Below are 16,183 nucleotides of genomic sequence, written 5' to 3' on the forward strand. Positions count from 1 at the left end.
GCTCTTGTCCGTGCCGATCTACGCCGCCTACGGCTCCAACATGGACCCGGAGCAGATGATGCAGCGGGCCCCCCACTCCCCCATGGCGGGCACCGGCTGGTTGCCCGGCTGGCGGCTCACCTTCGCCGGCGAGGACCTGGGCTGGGAGGGCGCGCTGGCCACGGTGGTGGAGGACCCCGACTCCCAGGTCTTCGTGGTGCTCTACGACATGAGCCCCGACGACGAGGAGAGCCTGGACCGCTGGGAGGGTGCCGAGCTGGGCATCCACCGCAAGCTGCGGCTGCGGGTGCAGACCCTCACCGGCTCGGTGCTGGCGTGGCTGTACGTCATCGACGCCTACGAGGGCGGACTGCCCTCGGCCCGCTACCTGGGCGTGATGGCTGACGCCGCCTACGCCGCCGGCGCTCCGGTGGACTACGTGCACGCCCTGCGCACCCGGCCCAGCCGCAACGTCGGCCCCGGCACCAAGAGCGACTAGCCCGCCTGGCCCTCGGACTCCGGGATGCCCGCGGGACCGCGACCGTCCGGGCCTGCCGCCCAGGTCTGCAGCGTGGTGTGCACCAGCAGGCGCACCCCCACCTCCAGCGCCCGCTCGTCGATCTCGAAGGTGGGCTGGTGCAGGTCCAGCTGCGCGCCGGTGCCCGACCACACGCCCAGCCGGGCCAGCGCGCCGGGCACGTGCTCGAGGTACCAGGCGAAGTCCTCGCCGCCGGAGGACTGGACCGTGGCGCACACCGCCTGCTCGCCCAGCCCCTGCGTGACCGCCTCGCGCAGCAGCCGCGCCGAGTCCACGTCGTTGACCACCGGGGGCACGCCACGCCGGTAGTCCAGCTCGTAGGTGACGCCGGTGGGGGCCAGCAGCGACGCCACGATCTCCGAGACCACCGACTTCAGCGTCGCCCAGGTCTCCCGGTCGCCGGTGCGCAGCGTCCCGCGCAGCACGCCACCCTGCGGGATGGCGTTGGGCGCGTCGCCGGCGTGCACCGCGCCCCACACCAGCACCGACGCCGACCGGGGGTCCAGCCGGCGAGTCAGCATCATCGGCAGCCCGGTGATGACCATGCCCAAGGCGTGGACCAGGTCAGCGGTGAGGTGCGGCCGGGCGGTGTGCCCGCCGGGTGAGCGCACGGTCAGCTCGATGCGGTCCGCGGCGGAGGTGAGCGCACCGGCGCGCACCCCCACCTGGCCGACGGCCACGTGCGGGTCGCAGTGCAGGGCGTAGATGCGGGAGACGCCGTCCAGCCAGCCGGCGGCGATGACGTCCAGCGCGCCGCCGGGCATCACCTCCTCCGCGGGCTGGAACAGCACCCGCACCCGGCCGGGCAGCGCGGGTGCCGCGGCCAGCGCCAGCGCGGTGCCGAGCAGGATCGCGGTGTGCGCGTCGTGCCCGCAGGCGTGCATCACCCCGTCCATCGTCGAGCGGTACGGCGACTGCACCAGCTCCTGCACCGGCAGCGCGTCCATGTCCGCCCGCAGCGCGACCAGCGGCCCAGGGGCGTCGGGGTCGCCGATGTCGCAGGCCAGCCCGGTGCCCGAGGGCAGGGTGCGCGGGTCCAGCCCGGCCGCCCGCAGCCGCTCGGCGACGTAGGCGGTGGTGTCCACCTCGTGGCGGGACAGCTCGGGGTGGGCGTGCAGGTGCCGGCGCCAGCGCACGAGCTCGTCGCGGCCGGTGAGCAGCCAGTCCTCCAGCCAGGCCGGGACGGCCGGGGAGGTGGCCCGCTCAGGCATTCCCGTCAAAGGAGATCGTGGCCTCGGCGGTGAGCGCGGCTGCGGCCGGGCCGTACATCACCTGCTTGATGGCGCCCAGGGTGTCGCCGCGCTTGCCCACCAGCGCCTGCGCCCGGGCCATGGCCCGCTCCAGCACCTGCTCCTGGCCGACGGCCTCGTCCACGATCCCCGCAGCGGCCGCGTCGGCTCCGCCGTAGCGCCGTCCGGTGGTCATCGCGGTGTGCGCGGTGGCCTTGGACAGCCGGGCCTGCAGCAGCGCCGCCATGCCGGGGGTGAACGGGATGTTGATGTCCACCTCGGGCAGGCAGAAGAAGCCACGGTCGGCGCGCATGACCTTCTCGTCGTGGGCCACGGCGAGCATGCCGCCGCCGGCGAAGGCGTGCCCCTGCACGGCGGCCACGGTGGCCATCGGCAGCAGCAGCACGCGGGCGAACAGCGACTGGATCGTGCCCACGTAGGACGAGGTCTGGTCGAGGTGGCCGGCGAGCCAGTCGAGGTCCAGCCCGTTGGAGTAGAACTTGCCGGTGCCGGTGGTGACCAGCGCAGCGTTGCCGGTGGAGGCCTCCACCTCGTCCAGCAGCGCGTGCACCTGGGCGAGGAAGTCGGGGCTGAACCGGTTCTCGGTGTCGGCAGCACCCTCCTCGCCGAGGTTGAGCACGAACACGTCGCCGTCACGCTGCAGGTAGGGCACACCGACTCCTCTGGGATAGGGACATTCCCGCAGACGGTATCGCCCCGCGGTGGCGACGCTCCTGCCGCAGTCCCCGCTCAGGGTGGGGCAGACTCTGCGCCATGGTGATCAAGCGCAGCCGAGGGGCCACCAGCGACGGTTCCTCCACCGCCCACCCGGGAGAGTCGTTGCACTTCTACTCCGTGCGCAGCGGCGACGGCACCGTGGTGGAGGCGTGGACCAACGACGCCGACGGGCCCACGGTGCTGCTGGCCAACGGCCTGGGCACCAACCCGCACGTGTGGCCGTCGCTGCTGCGCAAGGACTGCGGGGTGCGGGTGATCTCCTGGAACCACCGGGGCATCGGCGGCTCCGAGCGACCGGCCGACCGTGAGCGAGTCGGCGTGGACACCTTCGTGGAGGACGCCCTGGCGGTGCTGGACGACGCGGGGGTGGAGTCGGCGGTGGTGCTGGGCTGGTCCATCGGCGTGAACACCGCCTTCGAGCTGGCGGTGCGCTTCCCGGACCGGGTGCGCGGCATCGTGGCCGTGGCGGGGGTTCCCGGCGGGACGTTCCACGCGATGGGGGCACCGCTGCGGATTCCCCGGTTCGCGCGGCAGCCGGTGGCGCGGGCGGTGGCGCGCACGCTGCAGACCGTGGGCCCGGCGGTGAGCCCGGTGCTCCGCCAGCTGCGGCTGGGCCCGCTGGCCACCAAGGCCCTGCAGCACAGCGGCTTCATGCTTCCCGGTGCAGACCCTGCGGTGGTGCGCCGGGCGGTGCACACCTACCTGGAGACCCCGCTGCAGTGGGGAATGCACCTGGCGCGCTCCGCCGACGAGCACACCCGGGTGTCGCTGAGCAAGGTCGCGGTGCCCACGGTGTTCATCGCCGGGACGCACGACGTGCTGGCCTCGGCCAAGGACATGCGCAGCGCCGCGAACCGCATCCCGGGGGCGCAGTACGTGGAGCTGAACGCCTCGCACTTCATCCCGATGGAGCGCCCGGACACGGTGCTGCGGCACCTGCTCGAGGTGGTCGAGCTCACCGAGGCAGAGCGGTCCACCGGCTGACCAGCAGCTGCTGCGCCTAGCTGTCGCTCAGTGCCTCCACCCGGCGCAGGAACGAGCGCATCCGCAGGTGCTCAGCCAGGCTGTCGCGGTGCTCGCCGCAGGCGACCCACACCTTCTCCCGCTCTGGGGTGTGCACCTTCGGGTTGTTCCACACCACGGCCCACGTCGCGGCCTCTCGGCACCCCTTGGCCGAGCACACCGCACGCTGTTCCTGGTCCACAGGCGCCAGTGTCGCAGGGGTCCGCCGCGCACGGGCTCGGCGGGCTGCGAGACGATGAGCCCATGACAGCTGACAACGATGGTGGCGCCGCGTTCGAGACCCTGGTCGGGCAGCTGAACTACCCGATGTTCGTGGTGACCACGGCCGTTGCCGGTCACCGCTCGGGCTGCCTGGTCGGCTTCGCCACCCAGGTGAGCATCGAGCCTCGTCGCTTCCTGGTCGGGCTGTCCAACAAGAACCACACCTACCGGGTCGCCGCCGAGGCCACGCACCTGGCGGTGCACGTGCTCTCCCCCGCCGACCGCGAGCTGGCCCGCCTCTTCGGCTCCACCACCGGCGACGAGGTGGACAAGTTCGCCGACTGCGCCTGGCACGAGGGGCCGGAGGGACTGCCGATCCTGGACGGCGCCACCGCCTGGTTCAGCGGACGCATCCTGGAGCGGCTGCCGCTCGGCGACCACGTCGCCCACCTGCTGGAGCCCGAGTCCGGCAGCGTCGCCGAGGAGATCGGCGAGCTGGTCACCTTCGGCGACGTCAAGGACCTGGAGCCCGGTCACGACGCGTGAGCAGGCCCCGGTCCCGCCCGGCTAGGTGATGGTGATGCCGCCGTCCACGGCCAGCGTCTGCCCGGTGACGTAGCCGCCGGCGCTGCTGGCCAGGAACAGCACCGCAGCAGCGAGCTCCTCAGCGTCGCCCATCCGGCCGGCCAGCATCCGGGGCTGCTGGGAGCTCAGGTACTCCGGGGCGTAGGCGTCGGTCATCTCCGACGCGAAGAACCCCGGAGCGATGGCGTTCACGCGGATGCCCTTGCGCCCGGTCCACTGCTGGGCCAGGTCACGGGTCAGCCCGATCAGTCCTGCCTTGCTCGCGGCGTAGGCGGCCTGCGGCAGCCCAGCGGTGGTCAGGCCCAGGATGCTGCTGATGTTCACGATGCTGCTGCCCGGCTGCATCACCCGTCCGCACGCCTGTGCCATCCAGTAGCAGCCGTTGAGGTTGACGTCGATGACCTGGCGGAACTGCTCCGGGGTCTCCTTGGTGGCGGGTACCGCGGTGCCGATCCCGGCGTTGTTGACCAGGACGTCCACCCGGCCGAACTCCGCCATCGCCGCGTCCACCAAGGCCTGGCAGTCCTCCGGCCTGGCGACGTCGGTGGCCACCGCGATCGCGCGCCGGCCGTTGGCCTCCACCATCGCCTTGGTGGACTCCAGCCGGTCGACCCGGCGTGCACCCAGCGCGGTGTCGGCCCCCGCCTCCGACAGCGCCTTGGCAAAGGCCACGCCGAGACCTGCGGACGCGCCCGTGATGACGGCGACCTTGCCGTCGAGGCGGAATCGGTCGAGGACGGACATGTTTCCTCCGGAGGACGAAGCGACAGTGGACAAGCCGGGCCGTACCCACCGCGAAGGGCACGTAGCGGGCACGTCGCCACCATCCTTGCGCAGCCCGGAACACCACTGCGCCTTGGGCGCCACGCCGGTGGCGGTGGACAGTGCCGGTGACCTGGGCCACTCTGGACACACCGGCTCCGTGCCACGCGCGGACCCCCGCCCTCGCCCGGAGGTGCACGATGGATCCACGCAAGCTGTTCGCGGAGCTGCTCGGCACGGCGCTCCTGGTCTTCTTCGCAGTCGGGGTGGCCACGCTGTCGCTCGGCTTCGGTCTCACCGGTACCTCACCGTCGGCCGGCATCGTGGCCACCGCGCTGACCTTCGGCCTGGTCCTGCTGGTGCTGGTCTACTCCCTCGGCACCATCTCCGGCTGCCACGTCAACCCGGCCGTCACCATCGGCTTCCTGGCCGCTGGACGCATCGGGATCGCCGAGGCCATCGGCTACTGGATCGCCCAGTTCATCGGCGGCATCATCGGCGCCCTGGTGCTGTGGGCGATGTTCGAGGCCTCGCCGGCCTACGACCGGGAGACCGTCGGCCTCGGCGCCGACGGGTTCGGAGCCGAGTCGCTGATCCTGGTCAACGGCTGGGGCGCGTTCCTGGCCGAGGTGGTGCTGACCTTCCTGTTCGTGCTGGTGGTGCTGACCGTCACCCGCAGGTCGGCGTGGCCGCAGCTCGGCGGGGTGGCCATCGGCTTCGCCCTCACCACGGTGCACCTCATCGGCATCCCGATCACCGGCACCTCGGTGAACCCTGCCCGCAGCCTCGGCCCCGCCCTCATCGTGGGTGGTCCGGCGCTGAGCCAGCTGTGGCTGTTCATCGTGGCGCCGCTGATCGGCGGAGTGATCGCCGCGCTGGTCACGCTGTTCCTGTTCCCGGACGAGCGGCGCAGCGCGGAGGCCACCGCCCGGGAGACCCCCGGCGAGCACACGCGGTCGGCCGGCACCACGGCGCACGACCGGGGCGACAGCTCTCCCGGCGCCACCACCTAGCCAGGCGCGGCTAGCCGTCGAAGGCGGCCAGGATCTGCTGGGCGGCCAGCGCGGCGGTGAGCTCACCGTCGCGCACGGCCTGCTCGGTGTCGGCGCGCAGGGCCCGCACCTGCGGGTGGTCGCGCAGCCGGTCCAGCAGCTGCTCGCGCACCATGGTCCAGGTCCAGTCCACCTGCTGCTGGCTGCGCTTGCGGTCGAGCTCCCCGGCGTCGCGCAGCACCTTCTGGTGGCGCAGCACGGTGTCCCAGAACTCCCGCAGCCCGGTGCCCTCCAGCGCGCTCGTGGTGAGCACCGGTGGGCGCCACAGCGAGTCCGGTGGGTAGATCAGCCGCAGTGCCCCGGCCAGCTCGCGGGCCGCGCGCTCGGCGTCCTTGGCGTGGTTGCCGTCGGCCTTGTTCACGCTGACCAGGTCGGCCAGCTCCAGCACACCCTTCTTGATGCCCTGCAGCTGGTCGCCGGTGCGGGCCAGGGTGAGGAAGCAGAAGCAGTCGACCATGTTCGACACGGTCACCTCCGACTGCCCCACCCCGACGGTCTCCACCAGGATCACGTCGAAGCCCGCGGCCTCCAGCAGCACCATGGTCTCGCGCGTCGCCCGCGCCACCCCACCCAGCGTCCCCGCCGTGGGCGAGGGCCGGATGAACGCCTGGGGGTCGTTGGCCAGCCGCGTCATCCGCGTCTTGTCGCCCAGGATCGACCCCCCGGTGCGGGTGGAGGACGGGTCGACCGCCAGCACCGCCACCCGGTGCCCGTCCCCGGTGAGCAGCGTGCCCAGGGCGTCGATGAACGTGGACTTGCCCACGCCGGGCACACCGGTGATGCCGATCCGGTGTGCCCCGCCGGCCTTGGGCAGCAGCTTCAGCAGCAGCTCCTGCGCCTGCTGCCGGTGGTCCGCCCGGGTGGACTCCACCAGGGTGATCGCCCGGGCCAGCTGGGCGCGGTTGCCCCCGGTGATGCCCTCGGCCAGCGCGTCGACGTCAACCGGCGGACGTGCGGCGCCCATGCTCAGGCGTCGGCGGTGTCGGTCGGCTGGGCCGGGGCGGTGCGGGTGGCCGAGCTGCTCGTGGCCCCGGTGTCCACCGACTGCGCGTCCGCACCCTGCAGGGTGTGCCCGTTCTGCTCGGCCAGCTTGACCAGCAGCCCCGCGGCAGCGTCGGCGATGACGGTGCCGGGCGGGAAGATCGCCGTGGCCCCGGCCGCGTACAGCTCGTCGAAGTCCCCCGGCGGGATGACGCCACCCACGACGATCATCACGTCCGGGCGACCCACCTCGGCGAGGGCGTCGCGCAGCGCCGGCACCAGGGTGAGGTGACCGGCAGCCAGCGAGGACACCCCGATGATGTGCACGTCGGCGTCGGCGGCCTGGTTGGCCACCTCCTCCGGCGTCTGGAACAGCGGGCCGACGTCCACGTCGAAGCCGATGTCGGCGAACGCGGTGGCGATGACCTTCTGGCCGCGGTCGTGCCCGTCCTGGCCCATCTTGGCCACCAGGATGCGGGGGCGACGGCCCTCCGCCTCGGCGAACTGCTCCACCAGCTCGGTGGCGTGCTTGATGTTGGACACCGATCCCGCCTCGTCCCGGTAGACACCACTGATGGTGCGGATCTCCGCTGCGTGCCGGCCGTAGACCTTCTCCAGCGCCTCGGAGATCTCCCCGACCGTGGCCTTGGCCCGGGCCGCGTCGATGGCCAGGGCCAGCAGGTTGTTCTCCATACCGCCCTCGGTGGCCGCGGCGGCGCGGGTGAGCTGGGCCAGCGCAGCCTCGACGGCGTCGTTGTCGCGCTCGGCGCGCAGCCGCTCCAGCTTGTCCAGCTGCTCGCGGCGCACCTGGGCGTTGTCCACCCGGCGCACCTCGACGGTGTCGGGCTCACCCGGCACGTACTTGTTCACGCCCACCACCGGCTGGCGGCCGGAGTCGATGCGCGCCTGGGTGCGCGCCGCCGCCTCCTCGATGCGCAGCTTGGGGATGCCCTCGTCGATGGCCTGCGCCATGCCGCCGGCCTCCTCCACCTCGCGGATGTGCGCGCGGGCGCGGGCGGCGAGGTCGTGGGTGAGCTTCTCCACGTAGGAGGAGCCGCCCCACGGGTCGATCGGGCGCACGGTGCCCGACTCCTGCTGCAGCACCAGCTGGGTGTTGCGGGCAATGCGGGCGGAGAACTCCGTGGGCAGGGCCAGCGCCTCGTCCAGGGCGTTGGTGTGCAGGCTCTGGGTGTGGCCCTGCGTCGCGGCCATCGCCTCGATGCAGGTGCGGCCCACGTTGTTGAACACGTCCTGGGCGGTCAGCGACCAGCCCGAGGTCTGGCTGTGCGTGCGCAGGCTCAGCGACTTGGCGTTCTTCGGCTCGAACTCCGCCACCAGCTCCGCCCACAGCAGGCGGGCCGCGCGGAGCTTGGCCACCTCCATGAAGAAGTTCATCCCGATGGCCCAGAAGAAGCTCAGCCGCGGGGCGAAGGCGTCGACGTCCATGCCGGCAGCCAGGCCGGCCCGGATGTACTCGATGCCGTCGGCCAGGGTGTAGGCCAGCTCCAGGTCGGCCGTGGCTCCGGCCTCCTGGATGTGGTAGCCGGAGATGGAGATGGAGTTGTAGCGCGGCATCCGCTCGCTGGTGTAGGCGAAGATGTCGGAGATGATCCGCATCGACGGCTTCGGCGGGTAGATGTAGGTGTTGCGCACCATGAACTCTTTGAGGATGTCGTTCTGGATGGTGCCGGCCAGCTTCTCCGGCTCCACCCCCTGCTCCTCCGCCGCGGCCACGTAGAGCGCCAGGATGGGCAGCACCGCACCGTTCATCGTCATCGAGACGCTGATCTGGTCCAGCGGGATGCCGTCGAAGAGCTCGCGCATGTCGTAGATGGAGTCGATGGCCACCCCGGCCATGCCCACGTCGCCGGCCACCCGGGGGTGGTCGGAGTCGTAGCCGCGGTGGGTGGCCAGGTCGAAGGCCACCGACAGCCCCTTCTGCCCGGCCGCGAGGTTGCGGCGGTAGAAGGCGTTGGACTCCGAGGCGGTGGAGAAGCCCGCGTACTGGCGGATGGTCCACGGCTGGTTGACGTACATCGTGGGGTAGGGCCCACGCAGGTAGGGCGCCGCGCCGGGGAAGCTGCCCAGCGGGTACGGCGGCTCGCCGTCGCTGGGCTTGGCGATCTCCTCGAGGTCAGCGCGGGTGTACACCGGCTTGACGTCGATGCCCTCGGGGGTGCTCCACACCAGCTCCTCGGCGGGCTGGCCCGCCTCGGTGGCGGCGGCCTGGGTCCACTGCTCGGTGTCGGCGACGGTGGGGGCCGTCTCGGCGGCGTCCCCGCCCAGCTCGACCTCGGCGAAGTTCGGGATGCTCACTTGACCCCCAAGGTCTCGAGTAGTCCGGTCAGTGCGGTGACGGCGTTGATGCCCACGCCCAGGAAGCCGTCGGGCTGGTGCTCGTTGTCGGCGAAGCCCTTCTTGGCCCCGGCGACGAACACCTGGCCCGCCCCGGCCTCGCGCAGCGCGGCGACCGCGGCGGAGCCGTCGGCCCCGTAGCGCTTGTCGGTGCCGCAGACGACGGCCACCGGGCTCTCCGCCGCGGCGAAGGCCGCGCGGACGGCGTCGGCGGAGTCCAGCGGACCCGGGTTGACCACCGCGATGCCGCCGCTGGCCAGCAGGTTGGTGATGAAGCCGGCCCGCACGTTGTGCTCGGCGATGGGGCCCAGGGTGGCCAGGAAGGCCGTGGGGCGCGAGCCGGTGGCCGCCAGGTGCGCGTCGGAGCGGTCCCGCAGGCGCTCGAACGCCGCGGCGTAGCGGATCACCGGCAGCGCGCCGGTGTCCCCGGTGGTCCCGGGGTTGGCGACCGGGTCCTCGTCCAGGTTGGGGAACTCGTTGACGCCGGTGAGGGCGGTGCGCCGGTGCGCGATGTCGTCCTTGCGACGCTCGCGGGTGACGGCGATGCGCTCGTCCAGCAAGCCCTTGTCCAGCGCCGCGCGGAAGCCGCCGGCCGCCTCGAGCTCCTGGAAGAACGCCCACGCCGTCTCGGCGACCTGGTCGGTGAGCTGCTCCACGTAGTAGGAGCCACCGGCCGGGTCGACCACGCGACCGAGGTGCGACTCCTCCAGCAGCAGCAGCTGGGTGTTGCGGGCGATGCGCGCGGCGAAGGCGTCGGAGACCCCCGGTGCGCCGTCGGGCAGGGCGGCGTCGAAGGGCAGCACGGTGACCGCGTCCGCCCCGCCCACGCCGGCGCCGAAGGCGGCGACGGTGGTGCGCAGCATGTTCACCCACGGGTCGCGCTGGCTCATCATCGCCGCGGAGGTGACGACGTGCTGGCGGGCGCCACCGGCCGCGGCGGCGCCGACGACCTCGGCCACCCGGGCCCACAGCCGGCGACCGGCGCGCAGCTTGGCGATGGTCTGGAACTGGTCGTCGGTGGCGGCGTGCCGGAAGTCGATCTGGGCCAGGGCCTCGGCGACCTCCAGGCCGGCGTCGGTGAGGGCCCGCAGGTACTCCACCCCGGCGGCCAGGCTCGCGCCCAGCTCCTGGGCGTCGCTGGCGCCGGCGTCGTGGAACACGGTGCCGTCCACCACCAGGCTGCGCAGCAGGCCCGGACGCTCCACCGCCTGCTGGGCCAGCTCCACCGCGGCGGGCATGACGTCCTGGCCGGTGCGGATGAGCACGGTCAGCGGGTCGGCGCCGAGGGAGGCCTCCACGTCGGCGGACTCGAACTCCCCGCTGGCGTCGACCACGTCCAGGAAGGCCTGCGCGGCGGCGGCGAAGTCGGCGCCGGCGTCCAGCACCACCGGGGCCAGGTCCAGGTACACGCCCTCGAGGACCTTGGGCAGCGCGGACATCGCCATGTCGTCCCCGCCCAGGGACAGCCACAGCGAGGTGACGCCGTTCTCCAGGTCGGTGAGCACCGCCTGGTTGAGCTTCTCGGCGTCGGCGTCAGCGCCCACGCCGCGGCCCACCCGGGTGCGCACGTGCCAGCCCACCGTCACGTCCGGGCGCGGGTTGCGGCCCCGGGTGAACGGCGCGACCCCGGGCAGCGGGTGCTCGGGCAGCGAGTCGCCAGGGGTGTAGAGCGGGGCGACGGTGATCCCGTCGTAGGTCAGCGTGTCCAGCAGGCGCTCGGGCTCCTCGCCCAGCTCGGCCGGCTCCACCCGGCGGGACTTGGCCAGCACGCCGGCCACCGCCTTGCGCCAGGCCGCGAGGGCCTGGGGGTCGATGCCGTCCGATGCGCCGACCAGCGCGCTGGCCGGCAGCCCCGCGTCGTCGTGTGCAGACTCCGTCGTCATTCCGGTGATGCTAATGGCCGTGTGCCAGGCCACGTCCAAGCACCTCCGGTTGCGGCGACCGGGCACCGCCGGCGCAGGAGGTCCTAGGGTCTGCGAGCGTGACCTCTCCCCGTGCGAGCACCCCACCGTCCGACGTCTCCACCGACCCCGCCGGCGCGGCCCGGGCGGCCGCTGCGGCCATTGCCGAGCGCACCGGCCACAGCCACCACGACGTGGCCGTGGTGCTGGGCTCGGGCTGGCGCCCCGCCGCCGACCGGCTGGGCACCGCCGACGCCGAGATCGCCATGAGCGAGCTGCCCGGCTTCACCGCCCCCAGCGTGGCGGGGCAGGCGAACGCGGTGCGGTCGGTGCAGGTGGGCAGCGTGCGGGTGCTGGTGCTGCTGGGGCGCATCCACGCCTACGAGGGCTACGACCTGGCCGACGTGGTGCACCCGGTGCGGGCGGCGTGCGCGGCGGGCGTGCGCACGGTGGTGCTCACCAACGCCGCGGGCGGGCTGCGCGAGGGGATGGCGGTGGGCCAGCCGGTGCTCATCGCCGACCACCTCAACCTCACCGCCCGCTCCCCGCTGGTGGGCCCGCGCTTCGTGGACCTGACCGACGCCTACTCCCCCGCGCTGCGGGCGGCGGCCCGCGAGCTCGACCCCACGCTCACCGAGGGCGTCTACGCCGGGCTGCCCGGCCCGCACTACGAGACGCCGGCGGAGATCCGGATGCTGCGCACCCTGGGCGCCGACCTGGTGGGCATGTCCACCGTGCACGAGACCATCGCCGCCCGGGCCGACGGCGCTGACGTGCTGGGCATCTCGCTGGTGACCAACCTGGCCGCCGGCATCACCGGCCAGCCGCTGGACCACGCGGAGGTTCTCGCCGCGGGCGCTGCGGCCACCGAGGACATGGGCGCGCTGCTGCACGGCCTGCTGAGCCGCCTGTGAACCCCACCCCGCAGCAGGTGCAGGACTGGCTGGACGGCGACCCGGACGAGCCCACCCGCGGCGAGCTGGCCGCGCTGGCTGCCGCGGACGCCCCGGAGCTGGCGCGGCGCTTCGCCGGGCCGCTGCGCTTCGGCACCGCGGGGCTGCGCGGGCCGGTGCGCGCTGGCCCGAACGGGATGAACGTGGCCGTGGTGGTGCGCACCACCGCCGGGCTGGCCCGCTGGCTGGACGAGCACGGCCACGGCGGCGGCGTGGTGGTGGTGGGCCGCGACGCCCGGCACGGCTCCGCGGCGTTCGCCGAGGCCACGGCCCAGGTGCTGCGCGCCGCCGGCTTTGCGGTGCGCCAGCTGCCCCGACCGCTGCCCACGCCGGTGCTGGCCTTCGCGGTGCGCGCCTGGGGTGCGGTGGCCGGGGTGCAGGTGACCGCCTCGCACAACCCCGCCGCCGACAACGGCTACAAGCTCTACCTGGCCGGCGGGGCCCAGCTGGTGCCACCCATCGACTCCGAGATCGAGACCGCGACCGCCGCGGTCGGCCCGGCCAACCAGGTGCCCCGCCAGCCCGACCCGCAGCCGGACGCGGGGCCGGCGGAGGCGCTGCTGCAGGCCTACCTGGACCGGGTGGCCGCCCTGCCCCGCGGGCGGGAGCGCCGGCTGCGGGTGGCGCTCACCCCGCTGCACGGGGTGGGCGGGCAGGCGGGCGTCGAGGCGCTGCGGCGGGCCGGCTTCACCGACGTGCACGTGGTGGCCGCGCAGGCCGAGCCCGACCCGGACTTCCCCACCGTGGCCTTCCCCAACCCCGAGGAGCCTGGTGCCTGCGACCTGCTGCTGGCGCTGGCCGCGGAGGTGGACGCCGACCTGGCCGTCGCCCTGGACCCGGACGCCGACCGCTGTGCGGTGGGGGTGCCCACGCCCGACGGCTGGCGGATGCTGCGCGGCGACGAGCTGGGGGTGCTGCTGGGCCAGCACGTGCTGTCCACCCTGCACACCACCGGCGCTGCGGACGCCGCCGACCCGCTGGTGGCCAGCACGGTGGTCAGCTCACGGCTGCTGGCCGCGGTGGCCGCCGAGCACGGAGCCCGGCACGCGGAGACGCTCACCGGGTTCAAGTGGCTGGTGCGCGCCGGCGAGGGGCTGGTCTACGCCTACGAGGAGGCCATCGGCTACTGCGTGGACCCGGACGCGGTGCGCGACAAGGACGGCATCTCCGCGGCCGTGCTGGCCTGCGACCTGGCGGCGACGCTGCGGGCGCAGGGCCGCGGGCTGCCGGACGTGCTGGACGAGCTCGCCCTGCGCCACGGCCTGCACGCCGGCGACCAGGTGTCGGTGCGGGTGCAGCACGTGGAGCAGAGCTCGGCGATGATGCAGCGGCTGCGGGCGGCGCTGCCCGCAGCCCTGGACGGCAGCACGGTGGCCGCCGAGGACCTGCGTCCGCGCACCGACGCGGTGGTGCTCCGCGGCGCCGACGTCCGCGTGGTGGTGCGCCCGTCCGGCACCGAGCCCAAGCTCAAGTGCTACCTGGAGGTGGTGGCGCCGGTGGCCGACCGGGCGAGCCTGCCCGCGGCGCGGGCTCAGGCAGCGGCCCGGCTGGAGCGCCTCCGCACCGAGGTGCTGGCGCTGCTCGGTGCCCCCGAGCCGCCAGTCCCCGGGCAGCCGGACGCTGGCTAGATGCCCAGCCCGCGCATGGCGGCGGCGGGGTAGCGGCTGCCGGTGAAGGCCTCCGCCGGGGCCAGGGCGTCGATGCGCACCAGGTCGTCGTCGGTCAGCGCCAGCGTCGCCGCCGCCACGTTCTGCTCCAGGTAGGTGCGGCGCTTGGTGCCCGGGATCGGCACCACGTCCTCGCCGCGGGCCTGCACCCAGGCCAGGGCCAGCTGACCCGCGGTGACGCCGCGCTCCCGGGCGAGCTCCTCCAGCCCGCGCACCACCGCCATGTTGGCCTCGAAGGCCTCCTCCGCGAAGCGCGGGTTGGCCCGGCGGAAGTCGTCGTCGGCCAGGTCGTCCGGGGAGGTGATGGCACCGGTGAGGAAGCCGCGGCCCAGCGGGGAGTAGGCCACGATCCCGATGCCCAGCTCGCGGGCGGTGGGCACGATCTCCGGCTCGATGTCGCGGCTCCACAGCGACCACTCGCTCTGCAGCGCAGCGATCGGGTGCTCGGCGTGCGCGCGCCGCAGCGTCACCGCACCAGCCTCCGACAGCCCCAGGTGGCGCACCTTGCCGGCCGTCACCAGCTCGGCCATGGCCCCCACCGTCTCCTCGATCGGGGTGTCCGGGTCCACCCGGTGCAGGTAGTACAGGTCGATGTGGTCCACCCCCAGCCGCTGCAGCGAGCCGTCGCAGGACGAGCGCACGTACGCCGGGGTGCCGTTGACCCCGCGGTTGCCGTCGGGATCCACGGTGATGCCGAACTTCGTGGCCAGCACGACCTGCTCGCGCCGGCCGGCGATGGCCGCGCCCACCAGCCGCTCGTTGGTGTGCGGGCCGTACATGTCACTGGTGTCCAGCAGCGTCACGCCGAGGTCCAGCGCCTCGTGGATGGTGGCGGTGGACTCGGCGTCGTCGCGCGGGCCGTAGAAGGCACTCATGCCCATGCAGCCGAGGCCCTGCGCGCTCACCTCCAGGTCGCCGAGCCAGCGGGTGGGCAAGGTCTGGTCGCCAGGTGTCACGGGCGCTCCTCAGGCTGGGCAGAACACGTCACGATCGGGTGCTCACGCACGCTTCTCGCTGCGCGCCAGCGCGTCAACTGGAGCGTCGTCACCGCGCAGGACGGTGGGGGCGCCCCTATCCTGCAAGGGCGCCGACGCCACCAGTCCTGGGTCGAGCGCGGCAACCGGCCCCAGCAGAGGAGCACGTCCGTGATCACCGTGACCCGCACGACGACGGCAACCCCGGAGCAGGTGTGGGACGTGCTCAACGACGGCTGGCTCTACGTCGGCTGGGTGGTGGGCACCTCCACCATTCGTGAGGTGGACAAGAGCTGGCCGCAGCCGGAGTCGAAGCTGTACCACTCCGTGGGCGTCTGGCCGCTCACCCTGAACGACTCCACCTCGGTGGTCAGCGTCGACCCGGGCCGCTGCCTGGAGCTGCAGGCCCGCGGAAACCCCGGCGGTGAGGCCCGGGTGGTGGTGACCACCGAGCCCCGCGACGGCGGCACGCTGGTCACCATGGCCGAGGACGCGATCCGGGGTCCCGGCCGCCTCGTCCCCTACCCGCTGCGCTGGGCCAGCATCTGGCCGCGCAACACGGAGAGCCTGCGGCGGCTGTGCGCCCTGGCCGAGGGCCGCGCACGCTGAGCTGAGCTGCCGCCGAGCACCAGCCGGGCCACGTCCGCGACGTGGCCCGACCGACGTCCGGGGTGGTGAGCCCTCAGACCAGTCGGTCGGCGAGGCCGCGGAGCAGGTCGGCGGGGCGCTGCTGCTCGCCCTGCTGGGAACCGAGCACCATGATCGCGCCGGTGAGCACCGGGATGGCCCACTGCGTCACGGCGAGCTGCTTCTGCGCCTGGGCGACCGCCTCCGGGGTGCTGTCCGCCGGGGTGGTCGCGCCGGCGGCCGGCGTCTGGCCGGCCTGGGCGACCTTGGCGCCCAGCGTCCCGCTGTAGGCGGTGGCCCCCACGGCCGCCGCGGTGAGCGCCGCCTTGACCACCGTGTTGGCGGTGGCCCCCTTCTGCCCGGCCAGCCGGCCGCGGTTGACCAGGACGAGGCCGAGCCCCCCGACGAGGTGCGCCCCGATGGCCACCGCGTTGACCGGCGCCCACCGGGCCCAGCCCGCCGCGGCCACCCGGGACCGCTCTGCCGGGTCGGCCACGTCCGAGGCGGCACCGTTGAGTCCGACCGCGCCCATCAGCGACCCGCCGAACCAGGCCGCACCCCCCAGGTCGTGCATCGCCCTGATCACCGTGTTGCGCTCAGACATCGTGTCTCCCTGGG

At 73.7% G+C, this 16,183-nt stretch carries 16 protein-coding genes; 7 read left to right on the forward strand and 9 right to left on the reverse strand.

Annotated features, from left to right (window positions below):
- The first annotated feature begins 10 nt into the window (after positions 1-10).
- Positions 11-478, forward strand: coding sequence for a gamma-glutamylcyclotransferase family protein (locus AC3YO9_RS00680; protein WP_127783874.1), 468 nt, complete (start codon positions 11-13; stop codon positions 476-478).
- Here AC3YO9_RS00680 and AC3YO9_RS00685 read toward each other — a convergent pair.
- Entirely contained in the window at positions 475-1,728 is a 1,254-nt protein-coding gene (locus AC3YO9_RS00685; protein WP_489981828.1) for an amidohydrolase, read from the reverse strand. The genes AC3YO9_RS00680 and AC3YO9_RS00685 overlap by 4 nt on opposite strands.
- Positions 1,721-2,419, reverse strand: coding sequence for an enoyl-CoA hydratase-related protein (locus AC3YO9_RS00690; RefSeq protein ID WP_127783876.1), 699 nt, complete (start codon positions 2,417-2,419; stop codon positions 1,721-1,723). Before AC3YO9_RS00690 ends, AC3YO9_RS00685 begins: the two co-directional genes overlap by 8 nt.
- Positions 2,420-2,520: 101 nt before the next feature.
- Here AC3YO9_RS00690 and AC3YO9_RS00695 point away from each other — a divergent pair, with 101 nt between their 5' ends.
- Positions 2,521-3,468, forward strand: a complete 948-nt coding sequence (locus tag AC3YO9_RS00695; protein WP_489981829.1) for an alpha/beta fold hydrolase — start codon at positions 2,521-2,523, stop codon at positions 3,466-3,468.
- A gap of 16 nt (positions 3,469-3,484) precedes the next feature.
- On the opposite strand, the gene AC3YO9_RS00700 is transcribed toward AC3YO9_RS00695, so the two are convergent.
- The gene (locus AC3YO9_RS00700) at positions 3,485-3,688 is read right to left on the reverse strand and encodes a hypothetical protein (protein WP_489981830.1); all 204 of its coding nucleotides are present in this window, start codon (positions 3,686-3,688) and stop codon (positions 3,485-3,487) included.
- 62 nt (positions 3,689-3,750) lie between these two features.
- Here AC3YO9_RS00700 and AC3YO9_RS00705 point away from each other — a divergent pair, with 62 nt between their 5' ends.
- The gene (locus AC3YO9_RS00705; RefSeq protein WP_127783879.1) at positions 3,751-4,254 is read left to right on the forward strand and encodes a flavin reductase family protein; all 504 of its coding nucleotides are present in this window, start codon (positions 3,751-3,753) and stop codon (positions 4,252-4,254) included.
- A gap of 21 nt (positions 4,255-4,275) precedes the next feature.
- Here AC3YO9_RS00705 and AC3YO9_RS00710 read toward each other — a convergent pair whose 3' ends face one another.
- Entirely contained in the window at positions 4,276-5,037 is a 762-nt protein-coding gene (locus AC3YO9_RS00710) for an SDR family NAD(P)-dependent oxidoreductase (protein WP_489981831.1), read from the reverse strand.
- 218 nt (positions 5,038-5,255) lie between these two features.
- Here AC3YO9_RS00710 and AC3YO9_RS00715 point away from each other — a divergent pair, with 218 nt between their 5' ends.
- Positions 5,256-6,068 carry an MIP/aquaporin family protein gene (locus AC3YO9_RS00715; protein ID WP_489981832.1) on the forward strand — a complete coding sequence of 271 codons (813 nt, stop codon included), beginning with the start codon at positions 5,256-5,258 and terminating at the stop codon, positions 6,066-6,068.
- Between the two features lie 10 nt (positions 6,069-6,078).
- On the opposite strand, the gene meaB is transcribed toward AC3YO9_RS00715, so the two are convergent.
- The 3 genes from meaB to mutA are packed head-to-tail and all read right to left on the reverse strand — an operon-like array spanning position 6,079 to position 11,326.
- Positions 6,079-7,071 carry a methylmalonyl Co-A mutase-associated GTPase MeaB gene (meaB, locus tag AC3YO9_RS00720; protein WP_489981833.1) on the reverse strand — a complete coding sequence of 331 codons (993 nt, stop codon included), beginning with the start codon at positions 7,069-7,071 and terminating at the stop codon, positions 6,079-6,081.
- A 2-nt stretch (positions 7,072-7,073) separates the two neighbouring features.
- The gene (gene scpA, locus AC3YO9_RS00725) at positions 7,074-9,404 is read right to left on the reverse strand and encodes a methylmalonyl-CoA mutase (protein WP_489981834.1); all 2,331 of its coding nucleotides are present in this window, start codon (positions 9,402-9,404) and stop codon (positions 7,074-7,076) included.
- The gene (gene mutA, locus AC3YO9_RS00730) at positions 9,401-11,326 is read right to left on the reverse strand and encodes a methylmalonyl-CoA mutase small subunit (protein ID WP_489981835.1); all 1,926 of its coding nucleotides are present in this window, start codon (positions 11,324-11,326) and stop codon (positions 9,401-9,403) included. The genes scpA and mutA overlap by 4 nt, the downstream gene beginning before the upstream one ends.
- 98 nt (positions 11,327-11,424) lie before the next feature.
- Between mutA and AC3YO9_RS00735 the strand changes: the two genes are divergently transcribed.
- Both AC3YO9_RS00735 and AC3YO9_RS00740 read left to right on the forward strand, forming a co-directional pair.
- Positions 11,425-12,258 carry a purine-nucleoside phosphorylase gene (locus tag AC3YO9_RS00735; protein WP_489981836.1) on the forward strand — a complete coding sequence of 278 codons (834 nt, stop codon included), beginning with the start codon at positions 11,425-11,427 and terminating at the stop codon, positions 12,256-12,258.
- Entirely contained in the window at positions 12,255-13,925 is a 1,671-nt protein-coding gene (locus AC3YO9_RS00740; RefSeq protein ID WP_489981837.1) for a phospho-sugar mutase, read from the forward strand. The genes AC3YO9_RS00735 and AC3YO9_RS00740 overlap by 4 nt, the downstream gene beginning before the upstream one ends.
- Here AC3YO9_RS00740 and AC3YO9_RS00745 read toward each other — a convergent pair.
- Positions 13,922-14,845, reverse strand: a complete 924-nt coding sequence (locus tag AC3YO9_RS00745; protein ID WP_489982546.1) for an aldo/keto reductase — start codon at positions 14,843-14,845, stop codon at positions 13,922-13,924. The two genes, AC3YO9_RS00740 and AC3YO9_RS00745, sit on opposite strands and share 4 nt — an antisense overlap.
- A gap of 264 nt (positions 14,846-15,109) precedes the next feature.
- Here AC3YO9_RS00745 and AC3YO9_RS00750 point away from each other — a divergent pair, with 264 nt between their 5' ends.
- A complete protein-coding gene (locus AC3YO9_RS00750; protein WP_241248956.1) occupies positions 15,110-15,547 on the forward strand; it encodes an SRPBCC family protein in 438 nt (145 codons plus the stop codon).
- Between the two features lie 73 nt (positions 15,548-15,620).
- Here AC3YO9_RS00750 and AC3YO9_RS00755 read toward each other — a convergent pair whose 3' ends face one another.
- Positions 15,621-16,169, reverse strand: a complete 549-nt coding sequence (locus tag AC3YO9_RS00755; protein WP_489981838.1) for a hypothetical protein — start codon at positions 16,167-16,169, stop codon at positions 15,621-15,623.
- Positions 16,170-16,183 lie beyond the last annotated feature (14 nt).

Source organism: Rhodococcus sp. Z6_132, assembly GCF_058133635.1.